The following is a 23,909-nucleotide window of genomic DNA, read 5'->3' as shown; positions in this document are numbered from 1 at the left end:
GGCGTACTTGCAGCGTATCCCGCAAACCCCACGGCCTCCGGCTTCTGGACAGACTGCCGGCATTTCGAGCCCCTGGTAAGGGAGAAGGGGGCGGCTTGCGCCGAAGGCGCGAGCGGGGGATCGGAACCGCGCATTGGAACCCGAAGTCCGCGCTGCAGACTTCGGGAGGTCATCGGCGGATGTGCGCGACTAGTTGCTGGCGAACTGGCCGACACCGGTCTCGACCCGCGCGGCCGGATTCACCGCGACGATGTCCATGCGATTGAAGTTCTTCGCGTCCGGTCCCTGCCAGGAGCAGGTCGACATGGTCGGGTGGGTCGCCATGAAGCACACCGGCAGCACCACCGTGCTGGCGATTGGCGTACCGTTCACGGTCTCGGGCTTGAAGCGCCAGTCCTGCGCGGCGACCTTGGCCGCATTGGCGAGCGAGCGCGACGCGCGCTGGCGGTCGCCATAGAAATCGACACCGGTGACCCGACCATTGGCATCGACGGCAAGCTGCAGGACCACGATGCCGCCTTCGCCACGGCGCAGCTCGGTGGTCGGGTAGGCCGGATTGGCGAGGCTGGCGACGCCCGGGCCGGTGGTTGCCGACAGCACTTTCATCATTCCGTCGGGGCCGCGGGAACCGCTGGTGGTGACGCGCAGGTAGGTGCGGGTTGTGGCGGGCTGTCCGTTCGCTTCGGCGGGGGTGAACGCCCATTCGCCGATACGGCTTTCCAGCTCCTTGCGGGCCGCCTCCGGCATCGCTCCATCGGGCGCGATGCCGGTGACCTGGCCGCGCGCGTCGAGGTCGACCGCGAACGTGTACGCGGCGGGCTGGCTGTCGGGCGCGGCGAGCGGGGCCTGCGCGGCCGCGGTGCCGGCCAGAAGGAGCGGTGCCAGCAGTGGAGCGGCCAGCATCGATGCGACCAGAATGGCGTGTTTCATCGTAATCCTCCCAGGCCGCGCGGCCTAACATATGTCCGTTACGAACGAATGACACCGCGTTCCGGTGCGCCGTAGGTTACAGGGTTATTTCAGGAGCACTGTTTCTTGATGAAAGGTGCTTTTCAACGGACGAACGGTTGATTCCTGACCGGCAATGACGCGAGGCCAGACGTGCAAGCGCCTGTCGGCTGTCGGAGGCGTGCGGACGGGTCGTCCCAGCGGCCGGAGCGCCGCCCGCAGCTATCCTGTCCCGGCCTGTCGATCCCGTGCGCCGGAGTTCCGCATGTCCATGCCCGATCTGCCCCCCGCCCAGCTGGAGCGCCTCCGGGCCGCCTATGCCGAGCCGGCGCGGGCGTACCACAACTTCGACCACGTGCAGGAGGTGCTGAGGCATTATCGCGATGTCGCCGCCGGACCCGGCTGGCGGCAGCCGCGCGAGGTCGAGTTGGCGGTGCTCTACCACGACGCGGTCTACGAGCCCGGTCGAGGGGACAACGAAGCGCGGTCTGCGGTGTTCGCGGTCGAGGAGATCGGCCGCTGGCAGGCCGATGCCGGGATCGACGCGGGACGGGTCGCGGAACTGATCAGGCTGACCGCGCGCCACGGCGGATTCGTACCCTCGGACTTCGACGCGGATCCGGCGCCCGACGACGTGCGTCATTTTCTCGACTGCGACATGGCGATCCTCGGAGCCGATCCGGGGGTGTTCGATGCCTACGATCGCGGTATCGCCAGCGAGTACCGTGGACACGTACCCGCCTGGCTATTCCGGCTCAACCGCCGCCGCTTCGTCAAGGCACTTCTGCAGCGCGAACGGATCTACCTCAGCGAATTCTTCCACCAGCGCCTGGAAGCCCGCGCGCGCGCCAATCTGCGGCGGCTGATCACCCACAAGCGATGAGGACGATGCGGTGTCCCCGGACGGTTCCATTGTCTTGTGGATTCCCAGGCAGCCGGCGATGACCCCTACAATCGAAGCGGCGCATGCGCGTGCGGCCGGGACCGTACGCCGTGACACCGGCGATCCGCCGGCAATCCCGTGGAGACCCTGATGAGCGATGTGGTGATGGCCGGCAACGCGGCCGATCTTTCGGCGGCCAATTCGAAATGGCGTGTGCTGTTCGCCAGTCTGATCGGCACCACGATCGAGTTCTTCGATTTCTACATCTACGCGACCGCGGCGGTGCTGGTGTTTCCGGCGCTGTTCTTCCCGGCCGGAGATCCGGCGTCGTCGACCCTGCAGTCGTTGGCGACGTTCGCGCTCGCGTTCCTGGCCCGGCCGATCGGCTCGGCGGTGTTCGGCCACTTCGGCGACCGCATCGGGCGCAAGGCGACCCTCGTCGCGGCACTGCTGACGATGGGCCTGTCGACGGTCGCGATCGGTCTGCTGCCGACGCATGCGCAGTGGGGCGTGGCTGCGCCGGCGCTGCTGGCGCTGTGCCGTTTCGGCCAGGGTCTGGGACTGGGTGGAGAATGGGGCGGCGCGGTGCTGCTGGCGACCGAGAATGCGCCGCCGGGCAAGCGCGCCTGGTACGGGATGTTTCCGCAACTGGGCGCGCCGCTGGGATTCTTCCTGGCGACCGGCACCTTCCTGCTGCTGACCGAGGCGATGGACGATGCTGCGTTCTTCGGCTGGGGCTGGCGGCTGCCATTCCTCGGCAGTGCGGTGCTGGTGTTCCTGGGACTGTGGGTGCGCCTGAGCATCAACGAGACCCCGGCGTTCCGGCGCGTGCTGGAGCGCCAGGAGCGGGTGCGGGTGCCGATGCTCGACGTGCTGCTGCGGCATCCGCGCGCGCTGCTGGTCGGCACCGTCTCGGCGCTGGCGACCTTCGTGCTGTTCTACCTGATGACGGTGTTCGCGTTGAGCTGGGGAACCTCGCAGCTGGGCTACACGCGCGAACAGTTCCTGTGGATGCAGATGGCGGGCGTGGTCTGCTTCGGACTCACCATTCCGCTGGCCGCGCGCTACGCCGACCGGGTCGGGCGCAGGCGGATGATGGTGCTGGCGACCTTGGCGATCATCGCCTTCGGCCTGCTGTTCGCGCCATTGTTCGTCGCCGGCAGTGGCGCGGGGGTGCTGCTGTTCCTGGCACTGGGGCTGGGCATCATGGGCCTGACCTATGGACCGCTGGGGACGATATTGGCCGAGCTGTTCCCGGCCGAGGTGCGCTACAGCGGCGCGTCGCTGGCGTTCAACCTGTCGGGCATCTTCGGCGCCTCGCTGGCGCCGTACGTGGCAACCTGGCTGGCCGGACGCTACGGCCTCGCCTCCGTCGGCGGCTATCTGGTCGTGGCGGCCGCGCTGACCCTGCTGGCGCTGCTGTCGGTTCCCGACCCGGCGCACGACTGAGCCGGCGTCGATGCCTGTGTCAACCAGGTGACCGTGTCCAGCCCGCCGCGCACCGGCACCGCGACGTCGCGACAGCGGTGAAACCTGCCTGTCATCGCACCGACATAGCCTTTCGGGATGAACATCCTGATGCTGTCGGACGTCTATTTCCCCCGGGTGAACGGGGTGTCCACGTCGATCCGCACCTTCGCTCAGTCGCTGCTGCGGATGGGGCACAGGGTGACCCTGGTCGCGCCGGACTATGCCGGGTCCGCGCACCCGCCGCAGGAAGCCGCCCAGCGCGCCGATGACGGCCTGGAAGGGCTGGAGCTGATCCGCCTGCCCTCGAGCGTCATTTTCTTCGATCCGGAGGACCGCCTGATCAAGGCTTCGGCGATGCGCCGGATCCTGCCGAAGCTGGCCTCGCGGGCCTGGGACGTGGTGCACATCCACACGCCGTTCCGTGCGCACCGGCTTGGCGTGCAGCTATCGGAACTGAGCGGGGTGCCGACGGTCGAGACCTACCACACCTATTTCGAGGAGTACGTCGCCCACTACCTGCCGTGGCTGCCGGCCGGGTCGCTGCGGATGGTCGCGCGGCGTGCGTCGCGGTTCCTCTGCCATGGCGTCGATCACCTGATCGTGCCGAGTCGGCAGATGGTCGAAGTGCTCGACCGCTACGGCATCGAAACACCGTCGACGGTGATCCCGACCGGCATCGACCTGGAGGAGTTCAAGGGCGGCGATGGCGCGGCGTTCCGGCAGCGGCACGGGATAGACCCCGCGCGACCGACCCTGGTCACGGTGAGCCGGTTGGCGGTTGAGAAGAACATCGGCTTCCTGATCGACGTGGTGAAGCGGCTGGTGCCGGATTTCCCGGACCTTCTCTTCATCATCGCCGGCGAAGGACCGGATGCGCCGCGGCTCAAGCAGATGGTCGAGCGGCTGGGGCTGCAGCGCAACGTGCGTTTCTTCGGCAACCTGGACCGCCGCGGTGCGCTGCTCGACGCCTACCGCGCCGGCGACGTGTTCGTGTTCGCCTCGCCGACCGAGACCCAGGGCCTGGTGCTGACCGAGGCGATGGCGCTGGGCGTGCCGGTCGTTTCCACCGCGGTGATGGGCACGGCGACCGTTCTGCGCGACACCCGCGGCGCGGTGGTCAGTCGCGAGGATGCGGCCGAATTCGCCGGTCACGTCGCCGCGCTGCTGCGTTCGCCGGAACGGCGCGCCGAGCTTTCGGCGGCAGGACCGGCCGACGCCGCCGCCTGGAGCACCGTCCATCTGATGGGACAGGTGGTCGCGCTCTACCAGCGCATGATCGACGAGACCTGACGCATCGCGTGCAGCAGGCACGGCGAGCCCGGCACCTGCCGTCGTCGAGCCCCGGACCCTCCGCGTCCTGCTGCACGCAACGCGTTCGTGAACGGCTTGCGTGCGCAGGCCCGCGCGGCGACGATGATGACCTCGATATTGCTTGAGGTCAGTCGATCGCGATGGGCATGCATGCGGAACTGAGCGTCGGGGAGCTTGCCGGACGCAGCGGAGTGGCGGTTTCGGCACTGCACTTCTATGAGACCAAGGGGCTGATCCACAGCCGGCGAACGGCCGGCAACCAGCGCCGCTATGCCCGCGACACGCTCAGGCGGCTGGCGGTGATCCGGGTTGCGCAGAAGGTCGGCATTCCGCTGGCGACCATCCGCGACGCCCTCGCGACCCTGCCGGACGAGCGCACGCCGACCCGCCAGGACTGGATGCGGCTGTCGACGCTGTGGCGCGACGAACTCGACGAGCGGATCCACAGGCTGACCCAGTTGCGCGACACCCTCGGCGGTTGCATCGGGTGCGGCTGCCTGTCGCTGGACCGCTGCCGGCTTGCCAATCCCGGCGATCGCCTGCACGAGGACGGCGCCGGCGCGCGGCGATGGGAGGACTGAGGGGGCGGGACCTGCACCTCCGTGCATCATCGGCCCGGCCCCTGGGCCAGGGGGAGATTCGTACCGGAGTTGCGACGGGGAGGCGGTGATGCAACGAGGGCCCCGAGGTTCGTGCAGCAAACTTCGGGGATTCCAGGGCGCAGCCGCGGATGTCGTTTACGCCGCTCCTGCAGGCGGGCTCAGTGGGCGAGCTTGCCCAGCGCATGGTCGAGCACGCGCTGCAGCTTGCGGGCGGCGCCGGAAACCGCAGCGGCGACGCTGTCGGCGTGCTCGGAGGCGGTCATCGGTGGCAGGCCTTCCAGGCGGGCCTCCATCATGCAGTGCTTGTCGTCGCTGCCTGCCTTGCCGCCGTTCCTGTCGCGGATGTGGACTTCGATACGGGTGATCTGGTCGCCGAACCGGTCGAGCGCGGCGGCGACCGACGATTCGACGTGGCGGGTCAGGGACTCGTCGTGCTGGACGTGGTTGTCGGTATTGATCTGTACTTTCATTGCGCCTCCATCTCCTGTGGTCGGCGGGTTGCCGCCGGCTCGCCATCCGCGACGGGAACGCCCCATGCGTCCCCTGCGATCATCCTGGCGATGCGGAGGTTCAGACCGCGCAGAAGGGCCGGGGTTCCGTTGTCAGGGGGCGATGGCATTCAGGGTGGAAGACGCAGTGGCCGCGTAGAATCGGCCGATGTTCGTCAATATCGCCGCCTACCATTTCACCCCGGTCGAGGATCCGGCCCCGCTGGCAGCGCGTCTTCGGGAACTGGCCGGATCGCGCGATCTGCGCGGCACCGTGCTGGTCGCCGGGGAAGGCCTGAACCTGTTCCTGGCCGGGACCGCCGCGGCGATCGACGGTTTCGTCGAGGCACTGCGCGAGGACGCGCGCTTCGCCGGCATCGGGGTCAAGTACAGCCACAGTCGCACGCAGCCGTTCGCGAGGCTGAAGGTCAAGCTCAAGCGCGAGATCATCGCTTTCCGCCGCGACGATGCCTCGCCGCTGCTGGGGCGCGCGCCGGCGCTGGCGCCGACCGATCTCGCGCGCTGGCTCGACCAGGGGCACGACGATGCCGGCCGGCCGGTGGTGATGCTCGACACGCGCAACCGCGAGGAGGTCGGCCATGGCAGTTTCGCTGGCGCGCTGACCCTGCCGATCGACAACTTCACCGACCTGCCCGACGCGCTGGAACCGCACCGCGAGGCGCTTGCCGACGCCACCGTGGTCAGTTTCTGCACCGGCGGCATCCGCTGCGAGAAGGCGGCGCTGTGGATGCGTGCGACCGGGATGGACAACGTGCTGCAGCTCGACGGCGGCATCCTCGGTTATTTCGAGCAGGTCGGCGGCGCGCATTACGACGGCCGCTGCTTCGTGTTCGACGAGCGCGTGGCGCTGGATCCCGCGTTGCGGCCGCTGGTCGACGGAGGCGATGTCGGAAGCGGCAACAACGGTGCCGGCCCGGAAGCGCCCGGCAACGGCAGGCAGGCGGCCTGACGCTGCCGGACACGCTGTGCTGGCATCCGTGGACGCGGCTCAGAGCGTCTGCGCGGTCGGGCGCACCACCATCTCGTTGACGTCGACATCCGCCGGCTGGCCGATGGCGAACGCGATCGCGCGCGCGATCGCATCGGCGGGAATCGGATCGGGGAACTCCTTCTCCAGGTGTTCGCGGGTGGCGGTGTCGGCGATGCTGTCGAACAGCTCCGAGGCGGTGACGCCCGGTGCGATCGTGGTCACCCGGATGTCGGCGCCGGCCTCCTGGCGCAGGCCTTCGGAGATGGCATTCACGGCGAACTTGGTTCCGCAATAGACCGCACCGGTCGGGAATAGCACCTGGCCGGCGATCGAGGACAGGTTGACGAACTGGCCCGACCGTTGCGAGCGCATCACCGGCAGTGCGGCGGCGATGCCGTACAGCACGCCCTTGATGTTGACGTCGATCATCCGGTCCCATTCGTCGACGCGACCGGCGTCGAGTGGCGACAGCGGCATTACGCCGGCGTTGTTCACCAGTACGTCGAGGCGGCCGAAGTGTTGGACCGCAGCGTCGATGAACGCCCCGACCTGGCCGCGATCGGTCACGTCGAGTGTTTGTGCCAAGGCCTCGCCGCCTCGTTCGCGGATGCGGGCGGCCAATGCGTCGAGGCGGTCGGTGCGGCGGGCGCCAAGGACCAGGCGGGCGCCGTGGTCGGCCAGACGCAACGCGGTGGCCTCGCCGATGCCGCTGCTGGCGCCGGTGATGGCGATGACTTTTCCGTTGATTTCGTAGTTGGCGGGAGAGTTTGACATGGGGTTTCCTGCTTGCTTGGAGGTGTTGACGGGCGTGCGTCATCGCCGCGCGGCGTGCACGTGGGTCTGGTGAGCGAAGGTGCGCCAGCAGGCATCCTGGCCGGCGCACGGGGAAAATCCGGGAAGATCCCGGGGGAAGGCGTCAGGCGTTGACGTTGGCCATGGCTGCGGCCGGGTAGCGCGTGCCGGCGACCTCGTGACGGGCCAGGATCTCGTCCAGCCGCGCCAGTTCGGCCGCATCGAGCGCCAGCGTCGTCGCGGCTGCGTTCTCGTCGAGGCGGCCGATCCGTCGGGTGCCCGGGATCGGCACGATGTCCGGCCCGCGATGCAGCAGCCACGCCAGCGCCAGTTGTGCCGGGGTGCAGCCGCGTGCCTGCGCCAGCTCGGTTACAGCCTGTACCAGCGCACGGTTGACGTCGATGTTGCCGTCCTGGAAGCGCGGGTTCTGTCGCCGCCAGTCTCCGTCGGCCAGCGTGTCGATCGATGCGATCGCACCGGTCAGGAATCCGCGTCCGAGCGGGCTGTAGGCGACGAAGCCAATGCCCAGTTCGCGGCAGGTGATCAGGGCGTCGTCCTCGACGTCGCGTGTCCACAGCGAATACTCGCTCTGCAGTGCGGCGATAGGATGCACGCTGGCGGCACGGCGCACGGTGTCGCCGGAGGCCTCGGAAAGGCCGAGGAAACGCACCTTGCCCGCTTCGACCAGTCGCGCCATCGCACCGACGGTGTCCTCGACCGGCACCTTCGGATCGATACGATGCTGGTAATACAGGTCGATGTGGTCGATGCCGAGCCGCTTCAGGCTGGCGTCGCAGGCCGCGGCGACATATTCGGGCGAGCCGTCGATGCCGAGGAAGGTGCCGTCGGGCGCTCGCACGTTGCCGAACTTGGTCGCCAGCACGATCTCGTCGCGGCGACGGGCCAGCACCTTGGACAACAGTTCCTCGTTGCGGCCGACACCGTACATGTCTGCGGTGTCGAGGAAGTTCACGCCGATGTCGACGGCGTGGTCGAGCACGGCGAGGTTGGTCTGTTCGTCGGACGGGCCGTAGAAGTCGGACATGCCCATGCAGCCGAGGCCGATGGCGGACACGGTGAGGCCCTGTCCGAGCGAGCGGCGGGGGACGGCGGTGGGGGGAGAAGCGGTCATGACGGGTTCCGGTGTTGGGGGGAGAGGCCTTGTCAGGCGGCGGAGCCAGCCTAGGTCTGCGGGCCCCTGGGCCGGTAGCCGGTTGCCGCAGGATTCTTGCCCGATCCTGCACGTCGACCCGTTGGCGCTCCTGAAGCGTGGGTGCGCGGCGTATGCTTGGCGGCATGGCAGATTCCATGAAAATCATGCAATTGCAACCGGAATCCGGAACCGCGTCGGCACGCTCTGGAGACCCGCGCCAGCAGGAACTGGCCGAGCGGATTGCCCGATGGGTGCCCGGGGATGGGGTGCATGCCTCGGCCTGGAAATCCCTGACCCTGATCCAGGCCAGTTCGCCGAACGATGGCCTGCCATCGGTCTACGAACCCTGCCTGTGCGTGGTCGTGCAGGGCAGCAAACGGGCTCTGGTCGGCGACCGGGTGTTCCACTACGACCCGCTCAACTATCTGGTGGTGTCGGTGACCCTGCCTGCCGTCGGGCAGATCCTGGAGGCCAGCCCGGAGCGTCCCTACCTGTGCCTGCGGCTGGACATCGATACCGAGGAAGTCTCGCGGCTGATGCTGGACCTGGGGCCCGACGCGACGACGGCAACGGCGGGCGCCGGCGAGCCGGGGCTGTACGTGGCCTCGATGTCGGGCGCGCTGCTCGATGCCTTGTTGCGGCTGGTGCGCCTGCTGGACGAGCCGCGCGACCTGCCGGTGCTGGCGCCGGCGGCCTGCCGCGAGATCCATTACCGGGTGCTGATGGGCGAACTCGGCCATCGCCTGCGCGACCTGGCGGTGCACGATGGGCGCACGCAGCGGGTGGCGCGTGCGATCGAGTGGATCCGCTCGCGCTTCGACCAGAGCCTGCGGATCGAGTCGCTGGCCGAGGCGGTGCACATGAGTCCGTCGTCGCTGCACCACCAGTTCAAGGCGGTGACGGCGATGTCGCCGCTGCAGTTCCAGAAGCAGTTGCGCCTGCACGAGGCACGGCGACTGATGTTCAGCGAGGGGCTGGAGGCGGCCTCGGCCGCGCACCGGGTCGGTTACGAGAGTCCGTCGCAGTTCAGCCGCGAGTACCGGCGTCTGTTCGGGGCGCCGCCGCGGCGGGAAGTGCGGGCGATGCGGGGCTCCGTAGGTGCGGCATGAGCCGTGTCGGGACTTTCCCGCGAGGGCCTGATCGCGGTCCTGTGTCATGGAGCCCAGCCCCTGAGTCAGGGGGCGATTCGCGCCAGAGGCGCGAATTGAAGGAGAGCACGTAGGCGCCACAGGGCGCGAATTGAAGCGGAACACGTGGCGCCGCGGGCGCGATGGAGGCTGGAAGCGCAACGGCGGGGCGCACGGTTTGCGCAGCAAACTCTGGGGACTCCCGGGCGCAGCCCGGGGATCGCGGTTCAAGCCACTGCTGCGGAGGCATGCGGGGCGTTACGCCCCGCGCATGCCCATCAGCCGGCCAGCTCGACCAGCAGCTTGTTGAGGCGGCCGACGTAGCTGGCCGGATCCTTGAGGCCATGGCCGGCGGCCAGCGACGCCTGCTCGAACAGGATCCGGGTCAGGGCGTCGAAGCGCTCGCCGTCGCTCTCCCGATCGAGCCGTGCGATCAGCGGATGCTCCGGATTGAGCTCGAATACCGGCCGCGATTCGGGCACCGCCTGCCCGCTGGCCTCGAGCAGCTGCCGCAGCTGCGCGCCGACGTCGTGCTCGCCGGCGGCCAGCACCGCCGGCGATTCGGTCAGCCGGTGGGAAACGCGCACGCCGGACACCTGTTCGCCGAGCACGGTCCTGATCCGCTCCACCAGCCCTTCGCTGGCCTTGGCGACCTCTTCCTGCCGGGCCTTGTCTTCGCTGCTGTCGAGGCTGCCCAGATCGAGGTCGCCACGGCTGACGTCGACGAAGGATTTGCCGTCGAATTCGCGCAGGTAGCCCATCATCCACTCGTCGATGCGGTCACTCAGCAACAGCACCTCGACGCCCTTCTTGCGGAACACCTCCAGGTGCGGACTGCCCTTCAGCTGGGTGTGGCTCTCGCCGGTCAGGTAGTAGATCTTCTCCTGGCCTTCCTTCATACGTGCGACATAATCGGCGAGCGCGACCGAGGGCTTGCCGCTGTCGTCGTGGGTCGAGGCGAAGCGCAACAGGCCGGCGATCTTCTCGAGGTTGCCGAAGTCCTCGGCCGGACCTTCCTTCAGCACCTCGCCGAACTGGTCCCAGAACTTCGCGTACTTGTCCGCGTCGTCGCCGGCCAGCTTCGCGAGCATGTCGAGCACGCGCCGGGTCAGCGCGGTCTTCATCGAACCGACCGCCGGGCTGTTCTGCAGGATCTCGCGGGAGACGTTCAGCGACAGGTCGCCGGAATCGACGACACCGCGGACGAAACGCAGGTAGTTCGGCAGGAACTGGTCGGCGCGGTCGGTGATGAAGACGCGTTGCACGTACAGCTTGAGGCCGTGGTTGGCGTCGCGATGGTAGAGGTCGAAGCCGGCGCGGCCGGGGACGTACAACAGCGAGGTGTACTCCAGGTTGCCCTCGACCTTGTTGTGGCTCCATGCCAGCGGATCCTCGAAGTCGTGGGCGATGTGCTGGTAGAAGCTGCGGTATTCGTCGTCGCTCACCTCGTTGCGCGGACGCGTCCACAGCGCGCTGGCGTCGTTGACGCTCTCCCACTCGGTGGTGGCGGTCCCGTCCTCGCCCCGCTTCGGCATCTCGATCGCGGCGCCGATGTGGTCGGCGTAGCGCTTGATGATCCCGCGCAGGCGCCAGTCGTCGGCGAATTCGCCCGCGCCTTCCTTCAGGTGCAGCACGATGCGGGTACCGGGCTCGGGCCTGTCGATCGTCGCGACCTGGAACTCGCCCTGTCCCTCGGAGCTCCAGTGCACGCCTTCGCTGGCCGGCTGGCCGGCGCGGCGGGTGAACACCTCGACCCGGTCGGCGACGATGAACGAGGAATAGAAGCCGACGCCGAACTGCCCGATCAGCTGCGAGTCCTTCTTCTGCTCGCCGGTCATGCCGCGCAGCAGCTCGGCGGTGCCGGAGCGGGCGATGGTGCCGAGGTTGGCGACGACCTCGTCGCGGCTCATGCCGATGCCGTTGTCCTCGATGGTGACGGTGCCGGCATCCTTGTCGGTGGAGATGCGGATGCGCGGCTCGCCCTGGCCTTCGAGCAGTTCGGGCTGGGCGATGGCCTGGAAGCGCAGGTTGTCGATGGCGTCGGAGGCGTTGGAAACCAGCTCGCGCAGGAAGATTTCCTGGTTGGAGTACAGCGAGTGGATCATCAGCTGCAGCAGCTGCTTGACCTCGGTCTGAAAGCCGAGGGTTTCCTTGTGGGTTTCAACGCTCATGGCGGGCTCCTGTGCTCGGTGTTGCGTGGACAGGGCGCTGGATGGGGCCGCGCGACGGGCTTTCAAGCCTCAATGTTCCGTGCCCGTCATTCCGGGCATGGGATCTGCTTTGAGTGCGTGCATGAGGACGCGCCCGGGCATGGCTCTGCAGGACACGCCGTAAACCTGTCCATGGGGGCCCATCCGCAACATCCATGTTGCGGAAGGTCCTGCAGAGCCATGCCCGGGCGCGTCTGGACAGTTGGCTGGAGACCCTGGCCGGAGCCGGGATGGCGACTTCGACAGTCCCGTAGCCCGGGTAAGCGAAGCGCACCCGGGGCGGCGGCCGCTCTTCCCGGGTGCGCTTCGCTTACCCGGGCTACAAAACCATGGCGCTGATCAGCGCTCGCGCACGTCGAGCAGTTCGACCTCGAATACCAGCGAGCCGTTGGGCGGGATCACGCCGCCGGCACCACGGCTGCCATAGCCGAGTTCAGCCGGGATATGCAGCTCGCGCTTGCCCCCCACGCGCATGCCGGCCACGCCCTCGTCCCAGCCGCGGATCACCCGGCCGGCGCCGAGCAGGAAGCTGAAGGGCTCGTCGCGGTCGAGCGAGCTGTCGAACTTCTCGCCGCGCTTGTCCGGCCGGCGCTCGTCGTAGTTCCAGCCGGTGTAATGGACGGTGACTTCCATGCCCGGGCGGGCGAGGGCGCCGTCGCCTTCAACCACGTCGAGGCGTTGCAGCTCGGCCACGGTGCCGCCGGGAGGCGGGCCGGGGTCGCGGCAGGCGGCCAGGGTGAAGAGCAGGCATGCGAGGGTCAGGATGCGGATCATGGGGTGCTTTCGGCGAGGCTGAATATTGGATTGTCGCAGGCGGCGAGTTATGTGCGGGAAGCCGGCGGCCCCATGCCTTTTTGCGGGACGCGGCATCCATGCCGCTTACGGTCCCGCAAAGGCATGGGGCCGCCGCCTTCTGGTCACATGACTGGCTGCTTTTTGGGAAAGCAGTTCCTTCAGAACTGCTGTAGCCATGCAACCGCGCCACGGCCGGCCTTCAGGCCGCTGGCGAAACAGGCCTGCAGCAGATAGCCGCCGGTCGGCGCTTCCCAGTCGAGCATCTCGCCCGCGCAGAAAACGCCCGAAGGGGCATGGCCGGGCGGAAAGCGCAGCATCAGCGTGTCGTCGAGCCCCTCCAGGCGTACGCCGCCGGCGCTGCTGATCGCCTCGGCGATCGGACGTGGACGCCGCAACCGAAGCGGCAGGCGCTTGATCGTTGCTGCGAGCCGTGCGGCATCGTCGAGCATGCCGGGCCCGAGGACTTCGACCACCAGCGCCGCCTTGGCCGCGCACAGGCCGCTGGCGCGGCGCAGGTGCTCGGTGCGGCTGCGCTTGCCGCGCGGGCGGGCCAGCTCGTCGCGCAGCCGCTCCAGCGTGCGGCCGGGGGCGAGGTCGAGTTCAAGGCCGGCGCCGCCGTCACGGGCGATCGCCTCGCGCAATCCGGCCGATAGTGCATAGACCAGGCTGCCTTCGATCCCGGTCGCGGTCAGCACGCATTCGCCCTGCAGCGCATGCTCGCCCTCGTCGTCGCGCCAGTGCGCGACCACCGGCTTCAACGGTGCGCCGGCATGGCGGGCCAGGTGCGCGCTCCAGCCGATGTCGAAACCGCAGTTGGCCGGCTCCAGCGGGGCGACGTCGATGCCGCGTCCGCGCAGCGCGTCGACCCAGCCGCCGTCGGAGCCGAGCTGCGGCCAGCTGCCACCGCCCATCGCCAGCACGGTGGCGCTCGCATGGTGCGCGGTTTCGCCGTCGGGTGTCTCGAAGCGCAGCGCACCGGCGTCACTCCAGCCCAGCCAGCGATGCTGGACATGGAAGCGCACACCCTGTTCGCGCAGCCGCCGGACCCAGCCGCGCAGCAGCGGCGCGGCCTTGCGGTCGTCCGGGAACACCCGTCCGGAGCTGCCGACGTAGGTGTCCACGCCGAGCCCGCGGGCCCACGCGCGCAGGGCTTCGGCATCGAAGTCGTCGAGCCAGCGGCCGACCGCCGCCGCGCGTTCGCGATAGCGGGTGTCGAATCGGGGCCGCGGTTCGCCGTGGGTCAGGTTCAGACCGCCCTTGCCGGCGATCAGGAACTTGCGGCCGACCGAGCCCTTGGCCTCGAACAGGTCGACCTCCACGTCGGCCGCGCGCGCGGCTTCGGCCGCCATCAGGCCGGCGGGGCCGCCGCCGATCACGGCGAGGCCGGGCAGGGACGAGGGGACCGGAAGCATCGTATCGGGATGTGGGCGGCGAGCGCGGGCGCACATGATGCCATGCGACTTCCGGCCCTCCGGCGCGTCGGTGGACTTGCGGTATCGTCGGCCGCTTGTGCACGAAGCGAGGTGGCGGATGAAGCGGACAGCAGGCGACAAAGACAGGCTGGGCCCTCGCATGGGCGGCGGGTGGAAGCGGCCGGCGGGGATTCTGGCGCTGGCCCTGGCGGTCGCGCTCGCGCCATTGCCGCCGGCATCGGCGCAGGATGCGGTCATCGCCTCCGATGCGGCCGTGCCGCCCGCACTGGCCGGGTTCGATGCCTTCGTCGAGAAGACCCGCGAGACCTTCGATGTGCCCGGCATCGCGGTGGCGATCGTCCAGGACGGCGAGATCGTGCTCGAACGCGGCTACGGCCTGCGCGACCTGGAGACGCGGACGCCGGTCGGGCCGCATACGCTGTTCGCGATCGCATCCAACACGAAGGCCTTCACCAGCGCGTCGCTGTCGATCCTCGCCGACGAGGGCGAGCTTTCGCTCGACGACCGGGTGATCGACCATCTGCCGTGGTTCCGCATGGCCGATCCGTACATCACCCGCGAGATGCGGATCCGCGACCTGCTCGCCCACCGCAGCGGTCTGGGCCTGGGCGCAGGCGATCTGCTGTACTGGCCCACCACCGACTACAGCACCGAGGAGGTCGCCCGGCGCCTGCGCGAGGTGCCGATCGACGGCAGTTTCCGTGGCCAGTATGCCTACGACAACATTCTCTACGGCGTCGCCCAGCTGGTGATCGAGGCGGCCAGCGGACAATCGTACGGGCAGTTCCTGCAGCAGCGCATCCTCGGTCCGCTCGGCATGGAAGCGACCCGCTTCAACAGCGATGCGCTGCGCGCCGGCGACGAGGTCGCTACCGGCTATGCCAAGGCCGACTTCAAGGACCTGCAGCCCGCACCGCGGATGGCATGGGCCAACGTCTCCGGCGCCGGCGGCCTGTACTCCAGCGTCCACGACATGAGTCTTTGGATGCGGCTGCAGCTGGCCGGCGGAACCTATCGGGACGCCGCCGGGAGCGAGCAGCGGCTGTTCAGCGAAAAGCGCCAGCAGGCGATGTGGACGGTGGTGACGCCGCGCGCGGTCGGCAAGGCGCCGGTGCCGGAGCTGCAGGCGGCGATGCCGAACTTCTCCGGCTACGGCGAGGGCTGGAACCTGAGCGATTACCGGGGCGAGAAGCTGGTCTGGCACACCGGCGGCTGGCCCGGCATGGTTTCGCGTCTGACCCTGGTGCCGGAACGGGACATCGGAATCGTCGTACTGACCAACGCCGAGGTCGGCAGCGCCTTCCAGGCAGTCACGCTGCGTGCGCTGGACGCGATGCTCGGCGCACCGGCCAGCGACTGGAACGCGGCTTTCGCCGCCGCGCTGGCCAAGGATCGCGACGAGGCCGCCGAAGACTGGAAGAAACACCTGGCCGCGCGCGACGCCGGATCGAGGCCATCGCTGCCGCTGGCCGGCTATGCCGCCACCTACCGCGATCGCTGGTATGGCGACGTCGCGATCGAACAGGTCGACGATCGGCTGCGGATGCGCTTCCTGCATACGCCGGCGCTGCGCGGGTCGCTCGAACACTGGCAGCACGACACCTTCATCGTGCGCTGGGATGAGCGCTGGTTGAATGCGGATGCCTTCGTAAGCTTCGCACTCGACCCCGACGGCAAGATCCGCGAAGCGCGGATGGAGGCGATATCGCCGCTGACCGACTTCAGCTTCGACTTCCACCACCTGAGGCTGGTGCCGCCGGCAGAGAAGCAGACGGACTGATCCGGGTTCCGCGGGCTCCGCCCGTCATCGATGCTGCCGGAGCGGGATGCCCGACCTCTCCCGGGGCTGTCGCACGTCCAGGCTCTTCCGGAGCGGATGTCGAATCGAGCCGTTCCGGATCGTCGTTCCGGGACATCCTTACTTGGCGAGGAGAGACATGATGGCGAGGAGAGACATGATCGACGGCGTCTTCGAGGGGGGCTGCATCTGCGGTGCAGTCCGGTATCGGCTCACCCGTGCACCGATCTTCGTGCACTGCTGCCACTGCACGGAATGCCAGCGTATTTCCGGCAGCGCGTTCGCTGTCAACGCGATCATCGAGATGAAGCGGATAACTCTGCTTAGCGGCGATCCGCGAGCCTGCGTGGTGCCCACCGACACCGGTCGCACGCAGACGCTCCTGCGCTGCCCAGAATGCGGCATTGCCCTGTGGAGCCATCATCCCGATCTTGGCACGCGCGTAGCGCTTGTCTTCACAGGCACATTGGATCAGCCGGGCAGACTGACGCCTGGAGCGCATTGTTTCACGCGATCGAAGCTGCCCTGGGTCGTACTTCCATCGGACGTACCGGCCGCGGAAGGGCACTACGACAGCGAAGCCTGCTGGCCACGGGAAGGCCAGGAGCGACTGGGCGTTGCCCTGGGCGATGCCTGAAACGTGTTCGAACCGCTATCGCTTCGCGGTGTGGCCTGGAACCCGAGAAGGCGGGCGTTCGGCCGCTGCTGCGCCGGTGACGCGCGCGATCCTGCCCGCCGTCAGTCGCCGTGTCCCCGATCGGCCTGCAGCGCGGCAGGTCGCTCGCGGCCGACGAAGTCCGCGAATACCTTGCGCGGCGAGAACGGCATCAGCCCCTGGGCCCAGAACCCGCGCGGCACCGTCTCCAGCTTCATCACTCCGTACTCCTCCGGCCATTGGCCACGTGGCGGACGGCGGAAGGTGCCCATCAGCATGTCCACCAGCGGCAGGTGGATCGCATAGTTGGTGTCGATGTAGTCGATGTGCCGGGCGTGGTGCCAGTGGTGATAGCGCGGCGTGACCAGCAGGTATTCGAGCCAGCCGAAATCCGTGCGCAGGTTGGCGTGCGCGAGTACCGCCTGGAGTCCGACCAGGATCACGTAGCCGTTGACCGCCTCGGCCGAGAAGCCGAGCACCACCAGCGGCAGCAGCACCGCGCTGCGGGTGAGCACGATTTCGACCAGGCGGATGCGGGAGCCTGCCAGCCAGTCCATGTGCCGGCTCGAATGGTGCACCGCATGGAAGCGCCAGAGCCAGGGCAGCTTGTGATAGGCCCGGTGCAGCAGCGCCTGGGCCATGTCGGCGACCAGTACCGCGAGCAGGAACTGCAGCCAGACCGGCCACGACTGGATCGCGGCCTTGAGCGCCGGGAACACGGCCAGCGCCGCGATCGCCGAGGTCGACGCCGTCACCGCGATCAGCAGGAACTGCACCAGTACGTGGCTCATGAAGAAATAGGCCAGGTCGGTCCGCCATTCCGGCCGCAGCGGCGATTTCGAGCGCACCGGCAGCATCCGCTCGATCGGGATGAAGACCAGCGCCGAGAAGAACAGCGAGATCACGAACCAGTCCAGCCCCAGCGAGAACGGCGTGGACTCGATCGGATCGAAGTGCACCGTCGCCCCGCCGAGCAGCACCGCCAGCGCCGCGCTGCCGACCCCGACCAGCGCGACCCGCTTGTTGCGGTTGCGCAGGATCGCCAGGGTTCCGAGTGCGAATGCCATCACCAGCCCGAACAGCAACAGGCGGCGGGCGAAGTCTTCGCTGTAGACCGCCCGGAAATCGCGACTGGTCAGCAGTTCGGGGAAATGGAAGCACAACACGCCGAGCAGGGCCGACAGGCCGAGTCCCGCGGAAAGCCAGGCGAACCACGAGCGTGGATTGCGTTCCATCCGGGCGGTCATCGATGCTTTCGATCCCTGTTGGCTGGATCGAACGTTAATCTAGGAGCCGTCGCCGCGCCATCCCGCGACCGGAGCGGTGGCAGGGGAAGGAGACGCCGCAGCGGGGACCGGCACGAGGCATTTTCCCGTCCGCGGGATCGGGCCGTATCCCGGCCGGAATCCGGAGCGTTCCACGCCACTGCATGGAGATCGGTCGACATCGCCGGATCTCGCCAGCTGTCCGGAACCGGATCATGGACCTGCGTGAATGCGCGTTGACATCGCGTCACCGGCCCCGGGGGCATCATGGTGCGGCCTGCCCCGGGGGGGGCGCCCCCCCGGGGCCCCCCGGGGCGCCCCCCCGCGACCAGGATCGGCTCTGGAGCGGCCCGTGATGGATCATTCGCCGACGCTGACGCGGAAACGTCTGTGGCTGGATCGCCTGTTGCTGGCGTTCCTTGTCGGGGCGAGCGCATGGCTGCTCCTGGCGCTGGTGCGCGCGCCCGGCGAGTTGTCCGCGATCTGGATCGGCAACGGCATCCTCACCGGCTGGTTGCTGTCCAGGCCGACGCGCCTGTGGCCGGGCTACGTCGCGACGGGACTGGCGGCCGACGTCGTTGCCCACCTGCTGTCCGGAGATCCGGTGGCGTATGCCGCCGCCATCGGCGCGAGCAACGTCGTCGAAGTGCTGATCGTCGCCGGGTTCGTCAGGCGGCTCGTGCCGGACGTGGGCGATGCGCGGCAATGGATCAGGTTGGGTGGCATCGCGACGAGCAGTACGCTGGCGGCCTGCGCGGTGTCGGGGGTGCTCGCCGCCGCGACCGCCGTCGTGGTGTATGAGGGCTCTTTCCTGCGTGATCTGTTCAGCTGGTACGCCGCGCATGTAGTCGGGATGGTGATATTCGCCACGACGACGCTCGTCGTCCATCGCGAGGGATTGCAGTCGCTCGCACTGTCGGGAAGGAAGCGCGGCAGCTTCATCGGCATCATGCTGTTGCTGTCGGCGGTCGCCTTCACCGTGTTCTTCTTCAGGTACCCACTGCTATTCCTCGCCTATCCGCCGCTGTTGCTCGGTGCATTCCGGCACGGTTTTGCCGGTGTGGCCGTCGGTGTGATCCTGCTCGCGGTGATCGGCAGCGTCCTGACGGCGATGGGATACGGTCCCTTGTGGGCGCTGGAGGGCATCGGTGCGCCGGAGCGCATCGCGCTGCTGCAGCTGTACATCGCCGGGGGGTGCCTGATGATCATCCCGGTGGCCCTGGCGATGGGCGAGCGCAAACGGCTGACGGCACGCCTGCGCGACAGCGAGCACCGCTACAGGCTGCTCGCCGACTTCTCGCACGATCTCGTGGTGCGGATGCGCCCCGATGGCGAGCGGCTGTATGTCTCGCCATCGGCGAGGGACATGCTCGGCTGGGAACCGGCCGAGATGCTCGGTTCGCGCTGGAGCCTGATGCATCCGGAGGACCGCGACCATCAGTCCGAGGCGATGGCCGATGTCGTCGCCTCGGGCAGGGCGAGGATGGACATGTACCGCGTGCGCCACAAGGACGGCCACTACATCTGGGTGGAGGCGGTGACGCAGCCGATCCCCAGCATCGACCGCAAGGGCGAGTTCGACATCATCTCGGCTGCGCGCGACGTCACCAGCCGGGTCGTCGCCGAGCAGGCGCTGGAGGAAAGCCGGCGCGAACTCGAGCGCCTGGTCCGCGTCGACGCCTTGACCGGCCTGGCCAACCGGCGGCAGTTCGACGAACGCATTTCGCTCGCGCTCAAGCGTCTGCGCCGGCATGGGCATCCGCTGGCCCTGATCTATCTCGATGTCGATCACTTCAAGGGCATCAACGATACCTACGGCCATGAAGTGGGCGACGAGGTCCTGTGCGCGTTCGCCCGGCGGTTGCGGGAGAACGTGCGGGCGATCGACCTGCCGGCCCGCATCGGCGGCGACGAGTTCGTGGTCGTGGTCGAGGATGCTGCCGTTCCGGACGCGGCCGAGGCGATCGCGCGAAAGCTGGTCGAGGCGATGGCCGTCCCCATCGCGGTGGACGGGACGACATTGAAGATCACCACCAGCATCGGCATCGCCTACACCCATGCATCCGTCGATGCCAAGACGCTGATGTCGTCCGCGGATGGCGCCCTTTACAGCGCCAAGAAGGCGGGGCGGAACAGGTACTGCATCACGTCGATGGAAGGGGCGGTGAAGGGCTGAGCCGGCGCGGGCCTTTTCGATCCGGACCGGGCGGCCGGTCCCGGTCTGCGTGCGCAGCGGTGCAGGAACGGTGCGGTCATGCCGCCATGCCCGCGGCGTGGCCCGAGGCCCAGGCCCACTGGAAGTTGTATCCGCCCAGCCAGCCGGTGACGTCGACGACCTCGCCGATGAAGTACAGCCCCGGCACCCGGCGCGATTCCATCGTCTGCGAGGACAGGCCGTCGGTATCGACGCCGCCCAGGGTCACCTCGGCGGTTCGGTAACCCTCGGTGCCGCTGGCGACCAGCGGCCACGCGCCGATGATTCCGGCGATGGCTTTCAACTGCGCCGGATCGAGCTGGCGCATCGGCCGATGGGACGCGCGACCCGGTAGCCAGACCTCGCACAGCCGCTGGGCAAAGCGTTTCGGCATCGCCTCCGACAGCACGGTCTGCAGCTCGGCGGCCGGGCGTGCGGCCTGCTGGCGCTGCAGCCACTCCAGCGCGTCCTCGCCGGGCAGAAGGTCCAGATGCAGTGCGTCGCCGGGCTGCCAGTACGAGGAGATCTGCAGGATCGCCGGACCGCTGATGCCGCGATGGGTCACCAGCATCGCGTTGGTGAACGACTGGCCGTTGCTGTGCGCGGTCACCGGCAACGACACGCCGCTGAGGCCGTCCATGCGCTCCAGGTGCTTGCCGCTGAGGGTCAGCGGTACCAGCCCGGCGCGGGTGGGCAGCACCTCGTGACCGAACCGGCGGGCCAGCTCGTAACCGAAGCCGGTTGCGCCCATGCTCGGTATCGACAGCCCGCCGCAGGCGACCACCAGCCGCGGTGCGGACATGTCGCCATGGGTGGTCTTCAGCCGGTAGCGGCCGTCGTCGTCGAGCGAGACCCGCTCGATCGCGCACGAGGTGTGGATGCGTACGCCAGCGGCGTCGCATTCGTCGAGCAGCATCTTCACGATCAGCTTGCTCGAAACGTCGCAGAACAGCTGGCCGAGCTCCTTCTCATGCCAGGCGATCCGGTGCCGCTCGACCATCTCGATGAAGTGCCAGGGCGTGTAGCGCGCCAGCGCCGATTTGCAGTAATGCGGATTGGCCGACAGGTAGTTAGCCGGCGAGGTGCCTGTGTTGGTGAAATTGCAGCGGCCGCCGCCGGACATCAGGATCTTCTTGCCGACCCGGTTCGCGTGTTCGACGACCGCCACCCGCAACCCGCGCTGGCCCGCGGTCAATGCGCACATCAGGCCGGCGGCACCGCCGCCGACCACCAGCACGTCGTGATGGCCATGCGCGACTGCGGTCATGCGCTCACTGCGGCGCTAGGCGGACGTTCGGCCGCAACGCGACGCTGCCCTGATCGCTCATCAGCTGCAGCTCGCCGTCCTGGATCAGGGCCTGCAGGCGCATGCCGCGCTTGCCGATCGCCGCCAGCGCGTCGACCGTGTCGGGACGCAGGTCGAGCACGGTGAGGTTCTTCAACCGGGTCAGCGAGCCGGCGATCCGGGTCCACCAGATGTCGGCCGCGTGGCCGCTGTAGTTGATCACCACGACCTGGCGTGCCCGCGCGCAGGCTTTCCTGATCCGCGATTCGTCCGGCTGGCCGAGGTCCACCCACAGGTCGACGTCGCCGGTGTAGTCGCGCTGCCACAGATCCGGGTCGTCCTCGCTGCTCAAGCCCCGGCCGAACTCGAGCCGGTCGTGGGCGTACAGCGCGAACGCCACGATACGCACCATCAGGCGCTGATCGGTTTCCGAGGGATGCTGGGCGAGGGTGAGGTCATGGGTGGCGTAGTAATGCCGGTCCATGTCGCTGATCTGCAGCTCCGCCTTCACAACGGTGGAATTCAGGGCCATTTCCGGCTCGATGCGCAAAGGAGCGACATTCTAGCCGTCGCGGCCGTCGTCGGAGCCGCCGGAAGCGGAAAACGTCCGGATGGTGCCGGCTGCGCCCTTGCAATCGCTGCGCAAAGCCGGGATAACCCGCGTGGCTGTGGACATGAAGAGGCCTTCGATTTCCGCCGGAAACGCCCCCGATGATGCAACGACCGTGAGCGCGGCGCCCACAACTCCGCCCAGCCGCCTGCAATTGCCGCCGGGTACGTGGCCGACCCTGCTCGACGGCGTCTGCGCACATTTTCCGCGGATTCCGCGCGAGACATGGCAGTCGCGCTTCGCCCGCGGGCGGGTACTGGATGCGGACGGACAGGCATTGTCCGCGGACGCCCGCTATCGGGTCGGGCTGGAGATACTGTATTTCCGCGAGGTCGACGACGAACCGTCCATCCCGTTCGAGGAGCACCTGGTCCACCTCGACGCGCACCTGCTGATCGCGGACAAGCCGCACTTCCTGCCGGTCACGCCGGCCGGGAGCTTCGTCGACGAGACGTTGCTGTCGAGGCTGCGACGGCGTACGGGACTCGACACCCTCGTTCCCCTGCACCGCATCGATCGGGACACAGCGGGGCTGGTGATGTTCTCGGTCGAGCCGGCGACGCGGGCGCGTTACCAGGCGCTTTTCCCGGAACGCCGCATCGACAAGGGCTACGAAGCCCTCGCGCCGGCGCTGGAGGGCCGCTTTCCGCGCGTCCGTCGTTCGCGGATCGTGCGTGGCGAGCCGTTTTTCCGCATGGCTGAAACACCGGGCGATGCGAACAGCGAGACCCGCATCGAGGTGCTCGGCGGCGCCGGCAGCGGAATCCGGCGTTACCGGCTGCAACCGGTCACCGGACGCAAGCATCAGCTGCGCGTGCACATGGCGGCTCTTGGAGTCCCGATCCTCAACGATCGCCTGTACCCGTGGCTGCAGGCGCCGGCGGACGACGATTTCAGCCGTCCGCTGCAGTTGCTGGCCCGCTCGCTGTGCTTCAGGGACCCGCTGGACGGTCGCGAGCGCCGTTTCGAGAGCAGCCTGCGGCTCGGTTGAGCGGGTGCCAAGGCCCGTTCGGGCCGGTCAGACGAACTCCCGCGAGGGCAGGGTGACCCGCCGCTGCGGCCGGCCGACCAGGTCGAGGAAGCGGTTGAACACGGCCTCGGATTGCGCCTTCATCGTCGCGATGTGCTCGCGCGTCTGGTTGCGGATCGTGGCGGCATCGGTGGGGTGGCCGTCGGCGGCGAGCTCGGCGAGGTAGCTCGGATTCGCCAGCCAGCGCTCGATCAGCGCCTCGTCCATCTCCAGGTGGAACTGGAAACCGTAGGCGTTGTGGCCGAAACGGAATGCCTGTGGCTCGCACAGCGGCGAGCGTGCCAGGTGGATGGCCTCGCGCGGCACCTCGAAGCTGTAGCGATGCCACTGGAACACCGGCGCCGCGTCGCCGAGCGGGGCGAGTACCGGGTCGCAGCGGCCGGCTTCAGTGGTCGCCAGCGGGTGCCAGCCGACTTCCGGAGCCGGGTGGCGGCGGATCGGTGCGCCGAGCACGTGCGCGAGCAGTTGCGCGCCCAGGCAGATGCCGAGCACGGGGCGGCCGAGCTCCAGCATCCGCTCGATCGCCCGCAGCTCGGTGCGCAGGTGCGCGCGGCGGTCCCGCTCGTCGACGTTCATCGGTCCTCCGAGCACGACCAGGCCGCGGTAGCGTTCCATGTTCGGCTGCGCGTCGGGGTCGCGCTCGAAGTTGGTGAAACGGATCCGGTGCCCGCGCCGGCGTATCAGCGGGTCGAGCGTGCCGAGCGGTTCGGCGGCGACATGCTGGAAGACCTGGATGCGTGGCATGGATGGAGCGGGCGCGGCGACGGGCGATCGCTGCACTATGCCAAAACCGGCGCCGCGTGGATGCGGCCGCAGATGGCGACTGCTGAGGTCGTCATGAGCGAATGGAACCAGCACCGCCTGCCAGC

At 68.5% G+C, this 23,909-nt stretch carries 21 protein-coding genes; 10 read left to right on the top strand and 11 right to left on the bottom strand.

What is annotated here, in order from left to right:
- Positions 1-189: 189 nt before the first annotated feature.
- Positions 190-930, bottom strand: a complete 741-nt coding sequence (locus L3V18_RS02565; protein ID WP_237053028.1) for an energy transducer TonB — start codon at positions 928-930, stop codon at positions 190-192.
- A 283-nt stretch (positions 931-1,213) separates the two neighbouring features.
- Between L3V18_RS02565 and L3V18_RS02560 the strand changes: the two genes are divergently transcribed.
- The 4 genes from L3V18_RS02560 (at position 1,214) to soxR (ending at position 5,193) form a co-directional block, all read left to right on the top strand.
- The gene (locus L3V18_RS02560; RefSeq protein WP_237053027.1) at positions 1,214-1,831 is read left to right on the top strand and encodes an HD domain-containing protein; all 618 of its coding nucleotides are present in this window, start codon (positions 1,214-1,216) and stop codon (positions 1,829-1,831) included.
- Between the two features lie 165 nt (positions 1,832-1,996).
- Positions 1,997-3,280, top strand: a complete 1,284-nt coding sequence (locus L3V18_RS02555) for an MFS transporter (protein ID WP_237053693.1) — start codon at positions 1,997-1,999, stop codon at positions 3,278-3,280.
- A 117-nt stretch (positions 3,281-3,397) separates the two neighbouring features.
- Positions 3,398-4,591, top strand: coding sequence for a glycosyltransferase (locus L3V18_RS02550; RefSeq protein WP_237053026.1), 1,194 nt, complete (start codon positions 3,398-3,400; stop codon positions 4,589-4,591).
- A 167-nt stretch (positions 4,592-4,758) separates the two neighbouring features.
- A complete protein-coding gene (gene soxR, locus L3V18_RS02545) occupies positions 4,759-5,193 on the top strand; it encodes a redox-sensitive transcriptional activator SoxR (protein WP_237053025.1) in 435 nt (144 codons plus the stop codon).
- A 179-nt stretch (positions 5,194-5,372) separates the two neighbouring features.
- On the opposite strand, the gene L3V18_RS02540 is transcribed toward soxR, so the two are convergent.
- On the bottom strand, positions 5,373-5,684 hold the full coding sequence (locus L3V18_RS02540; protein WP_237053024.1) for an HPF/RaiA family ribosome-associated protein: 312 nt from the start codon (positions 5,682-5,684) through the stop codon (positions 5,373-5,375).
- Between the two features lie 187 nt (positions 5,685-5,871).
- On the opposite strand from L3V18_RS02540, the gene L3V18_RS02535 reads away from it, so the two are divergent.
- Positions 5,872-6,672 carry a sulfurtransferase gene (locus tag L3V18_RS02535; RefSeq protein ID WP_237053023.1) on the top strand — a complete coding sequence of 267 codons (801 nt, stop codon included), beginning with the start codon at positions 5,872-5,874 and terminating at the stop codon, positions 6,670-6,672.
- 39 nt (positions 6,673-6,711) lie between these two features.
- Here the strand turns inward: L3V18_RS02535 and L3V18_RS02530 are convergent, their stop codons facing one another.
- Both L3V18_RS02530 and L3V18_RS02525 read right to left on the bottom strand, forming a co-directional pair.
- Positions 6,712-7,467, bottom strand: coding sequence for an SDR family oxidoreductase (locus L3V18_RS02530; RefSeq protein ID WP_237053022.1), 756 nt, complete (start codon positions 7,465-7,467; stop codon positions 6,712-6,714).
- Between the two features lie 142 nt (positions 7,468-7,609).
- Entirely contained in the window at positions 7,610-8,617 is a 1,008-nt protein-coding gene (locus L3V18_RS02525; RefSeq protein WP_237053021.1) for an aldo/keto reductase, read from the bottom strand.
- A 176-nt stretch (positions 8,618-8,793) separates the two neighbouring features.
- On the opposite strand from L3V18_RS02525, the gene L3V18_RS02520 reads away from it, so the two are divergent.
- Entirely contained in the window at positions 8,794-9,747 is a 954-nt protein-coding gene (locus tag L3V18_RS02520; RefSeq protein WP_237053020.1) for an AraC family transcriptional regulator, read from the top strand.
- A 296-nt stretch (positions 9,748-10,043) separates the two neighbouring features.
- Here L3V18_RS02520 and htpG read toward each other — a convergent pair whose 3' ends face one another.
- From htpG to L3V18_RS02505, 3 genes are all read right to left on the bottom strand, one after another.
- Positions 10,044-11,936, bottom strand: coding sequence for a molecular chaperone HtpG (htpG, locus tag L3V18_RS02515; RefSeq protein ID WP_237053019.1), 1,893 nt, complete (start codon positions 11,934-11,936; stop codon positions 10,044-10,046).
- 378 nt (positions 11,937-12,314) lie between these two features.
- A complete protein-coding gene (locus L3V18_RS02510; protein WP_237053018.1) occupies positions 12,315-12,749 on the bottom strand; it encodes an FKBP-type peptidyl-prolyl cis-trans isomerase in 435 nt (144 codons plus the stop codon).
- A 179-nt stretch (positions 12,750-12,928) separates the two neighbouring features.
- Complete coding sequence (locus L3V18_RS02505) at positions 12,929-14,182, bottom strand: TIGR03862 family flavoprotein (protein WP_237053017.1); 1,254 nt, start codon at positions 14,180-14,182, stop codon at positions 12,929-12,931.
- A 160-nt stretch (positions 14,183-14,342) separates the two neighbouring features.
- On the opposite strand from L3V18_RS02505, the gene L3V18_RS02500 reads away from it, so the two are divergent.
- Positions 14,343-15,983 carry a serine hydrolase gene (locus L3V18_RS02500; RefSeq protein WP_237053016.1) on the top strand — a complete coding sequence of 547 codons (1,641 nt, stop codon included), beginning with the start codon at positions 14,343-14,345 and terminating at the stop codon, positions 15,981-15,983.
- 175 nt (positions 15,984-16,158) lie between these two features.
- The gene (locus tag L3V18_RS02495) at positions 16,159-16,638 is read left to right on the top strand and encodes a GFA family protein (RefSeq protein WP_237053015.1); all 480 of its coding nucleotides are present in this window, start codon (positions 16,159-16,161) and stop codon (positions 16,636-16,638) included.
- Positions 16,639-16,739: 101 nt separating this feature from the next.
- Here the strand turns inward: L3V18_RS02495 and L3V18_RS02490 are convergent, their stop codons facing one another.
- On the bottom strand, positions 16,740-17,903 hold the full coding sequence (locus tag L3V18_RS02490; protein WP_237053014.1) for a sterol desaturase family protein: 1,164 nt from the start codon (positions 17,901-17,903) through the stop codon (positions 16,740-16,742).
- Positions 17,904-18,276: 373 nt separating this feature from the next.
- On the opposite strand from L3V18_RS02490, the gene L3V18_RS02485 reads away from it, so the two are divergent.
- The gene (locus L3V18_RS02485) at positions 18,277-20,097 is read left to right on the top strand and encodes a sensor domain-containing diguanylate cyclase (RefSeq protein ID WP_237053013.1); all 1,821 of its coding nucleotides are present in this window, start codon (positions 18,277-18,279) and stop codon (positions 20,095-20,097) included.
- 76 nt (positions 20,098-20,173) lie between these two features.
- Here the strand turns inward: L3V18_RS02485 and L3V18_RS02480 are convergent, their stop codons facing one another.
- Both L3V18_RS02480 and L3V18_RS02475 read right to left on the bottom strand, forming a co-directional pair.
- Entirely contained in the window at positions 20,174-21,382 is a 1,209-nt protein-coding gene (locus tag L3V18_RS02480) for a BaiN/RdsA family NAD(P)/FAD-dependent oxidoreductase (protein ID WP_237053012.1), read from the bottom strand.
- A 4-nt stretch (positions 21,383-21,386) separates the two neighbouring features.
- Positions 21,387-21,932: a YaeQ family protein gene (locus L3V18_RS02475; RefSeq protein ID WP_237053011.1), complete on the bottom strand. Its 546-nt coding sequence runs from the start codon at positions 21,930-21,932 to the stop codon at positions 21,387-21,389.
- Positions 21,933-22,125: 193 nt separating this feature from the next.
- Here L3V18_RS02475 and L3V18_RS02470 point away from each other — a divergent pair, with 193 nt between their 5' ends.
- The gene (locus L3V18_RS02470) at positions 22,126-23,001 is read left to right on the top strand and encodes a pseudouridine synthase (RefSeq protein WP_237053010.1); all 876 of its coding nucleotides are present in this window, start codon (positions 22,126-22,128) and stop codon (positions 22,999-23,001) included.
- Between the two features lie 27 nt (positions 23,002-23,028).
- Here the strand turns inward: L3V18_RS02470 and L3V18_RS02465 are convergent, their stop codons facing one another.
- A complete protein-coding gene (locus L3V18_RS02465; protein ID WP_237053009.1) occupies positions 23,029-23,784 on the bottom strand; it encodes a type 1 glutamine amidotransferase in 756 nt (251 codons plus the stop codon).
- Between the last annotated feature and the right edge of the window lie 125 nt (positions 23,785-23,909).

The sequence above is a fragment of the Marilutibacter chinensis genome (assembly GCF_021725675.1).
Taxonomy (GTDB): domain Bacteria; phylum Pseudomonadota; class Gammaproteobacteria; order Xanthomonadales; family Xanthomonadaceae; genus Marilutibacter; species Marilutibacter chinensis.
The sequence above is the reverse complement of the archived record's forward strand: the minus strand, read 5'-3'. Positions and strand labels throughout refer to the sequence as shown.

Bases quoted from the DNA above. Each gene is read 5' to 3' on its own strand.
- L3V18_RS02565 (WP_237053028.1), bottom strand. From the start codon at position 930: ATGAAACACGCCATTCTGGTCGCATCGATGCTGGCCGCTCCACTGCTG.
- L3V18_RS02560 (WP_237053027.1), top strand. From the start codon at position 1,214: ATGTCCATGCCCGATCTGCCCCCCGCCCAGCTGGAGCGCCTCCGGGCC.
- L3V18_RS02555 (WP_237053693.1), top strand. From the start codon at position 1,997: ATGGCCGGCAACGCGGCCGATCTTTCGGCGGCCAATTCGAAATGGCGT.
- L3V18_RS02550 (WP_237053026.1), top strand. From the start codon at position 3,398: ATGAACATCCTGATGCTGTCGGACGTCTATTTCCCCCGGGTGAACGGG.
- soxR (WP_237053025.1), top strand. From the start codon at position 4,759: ATGCATGCGGAACTGAGCGTCGGGGAGCTTGCCGGACGCAGCGGAGTG.
- L3V18_RS02540 (WP_237053024.1), bottom strand. From the start codon at position 5,684: ATGAAAGTACAGATCAATACCGACAACCACGTCCAGCACGACGAGTCC.
- L3V18_RS02535 (WP_237053023.1), top strand. From the start codon at position 5,872: ATGTTCGTCAATATCGCCGCCTACCATTTCACCCCGGTCGAGGATCCG.
- L3V18_RS02530 (WP_237053022.1), bottom strand. From the start codon at position 7,467: ATGTCAAACTCTCCCGCCAACTACGAAATCAACGGAAAAGTCATCGCC.
- L3V18_RS02525 (WP_237053021.1), bottom strand. From the start codon at position 8,617: ATGACCGCTTCTCCCCCCACCGCCGTCCCCCGCCGCTCGCTCGGACAG.
- L3V18_RS02520 (WP_237053020.1), top strand. From the start codon at position 8,794: ATGAAAATCATGCAATTGCAACCGGAATCCGGAACCGCGTCGGCACGC.
- htpG (WP_237053019.1), bottom strand. From the start codon at position 11,936: ATGAGCGTTGAAACCCACAAGGAAACCCTCGGCTTTCAGACCGAGGTC.
- L3V18_RS02510 (WP_237053018.1), bottom strand. From the start codon at position 12,749: ATGATCCGCATCCTGACCCTCGCATGCCTGCTCTTCACCCTGGCCGCC.
- L3V18_RS02505 (WP_237053017.1), bottom strand. From the start codon at position 14,182: ATGCTTCCGGTCCCCTCGTCCCTGCCCGGCCTCGCCGTGATCGGCGGC.
- L3V18_RS02500 (WP_237053016.1), top strand. From the start codon at position 14,343: ATGGGCGGCGGGTGGAAGCGGCCGGCGGGGATTCTGGCGCTGGCCCTG.
- L3V18_RS02495 (WP_237053015.1), top strand. From the start codon at position 16,159: ATGATCGACGGCGTCTTCGAGGGGGGCTGCATCTGCGGTGCAGTCCGG.
- L3V18_RS02490 (WP_237053014.1), bottom strand. From the start codon at position 17,903: ATGACCGCCCGGATGGAACGCAATCCACGCTCGTGGTTCGCCTGGCTT.
- L3V18_RS02485 (WP_237053013.1), top strand. From the start codon at position 18,277: ATGGATCATTCGCCGACGCTGACGCGGAAACGTCTGTGGCTGGATCGC.
- L3V18_RS02480 (WP_237053012.1), bottom strand. From the start codon at position 21,382: ATGACCGCAGTCGCGCATGGCCATCACGACGTGCTGGTGGTCGGCGGC.
- L3V18_RS02475 (WP_237053011.1), bottom strand. From the start codon at position 21,932: ATGGCCCTGAATTCCACCGTTGTGAAGGCGGAGCTGCAGATCAGCGAC.
- L3V18_RS02465 (WP_237053009.1), bottom strand. From the start codon at position 23,784: ATGCCACGCATCCAGGTCTTCCAGCATGTCGCCGCCGAACCGCTCGGC.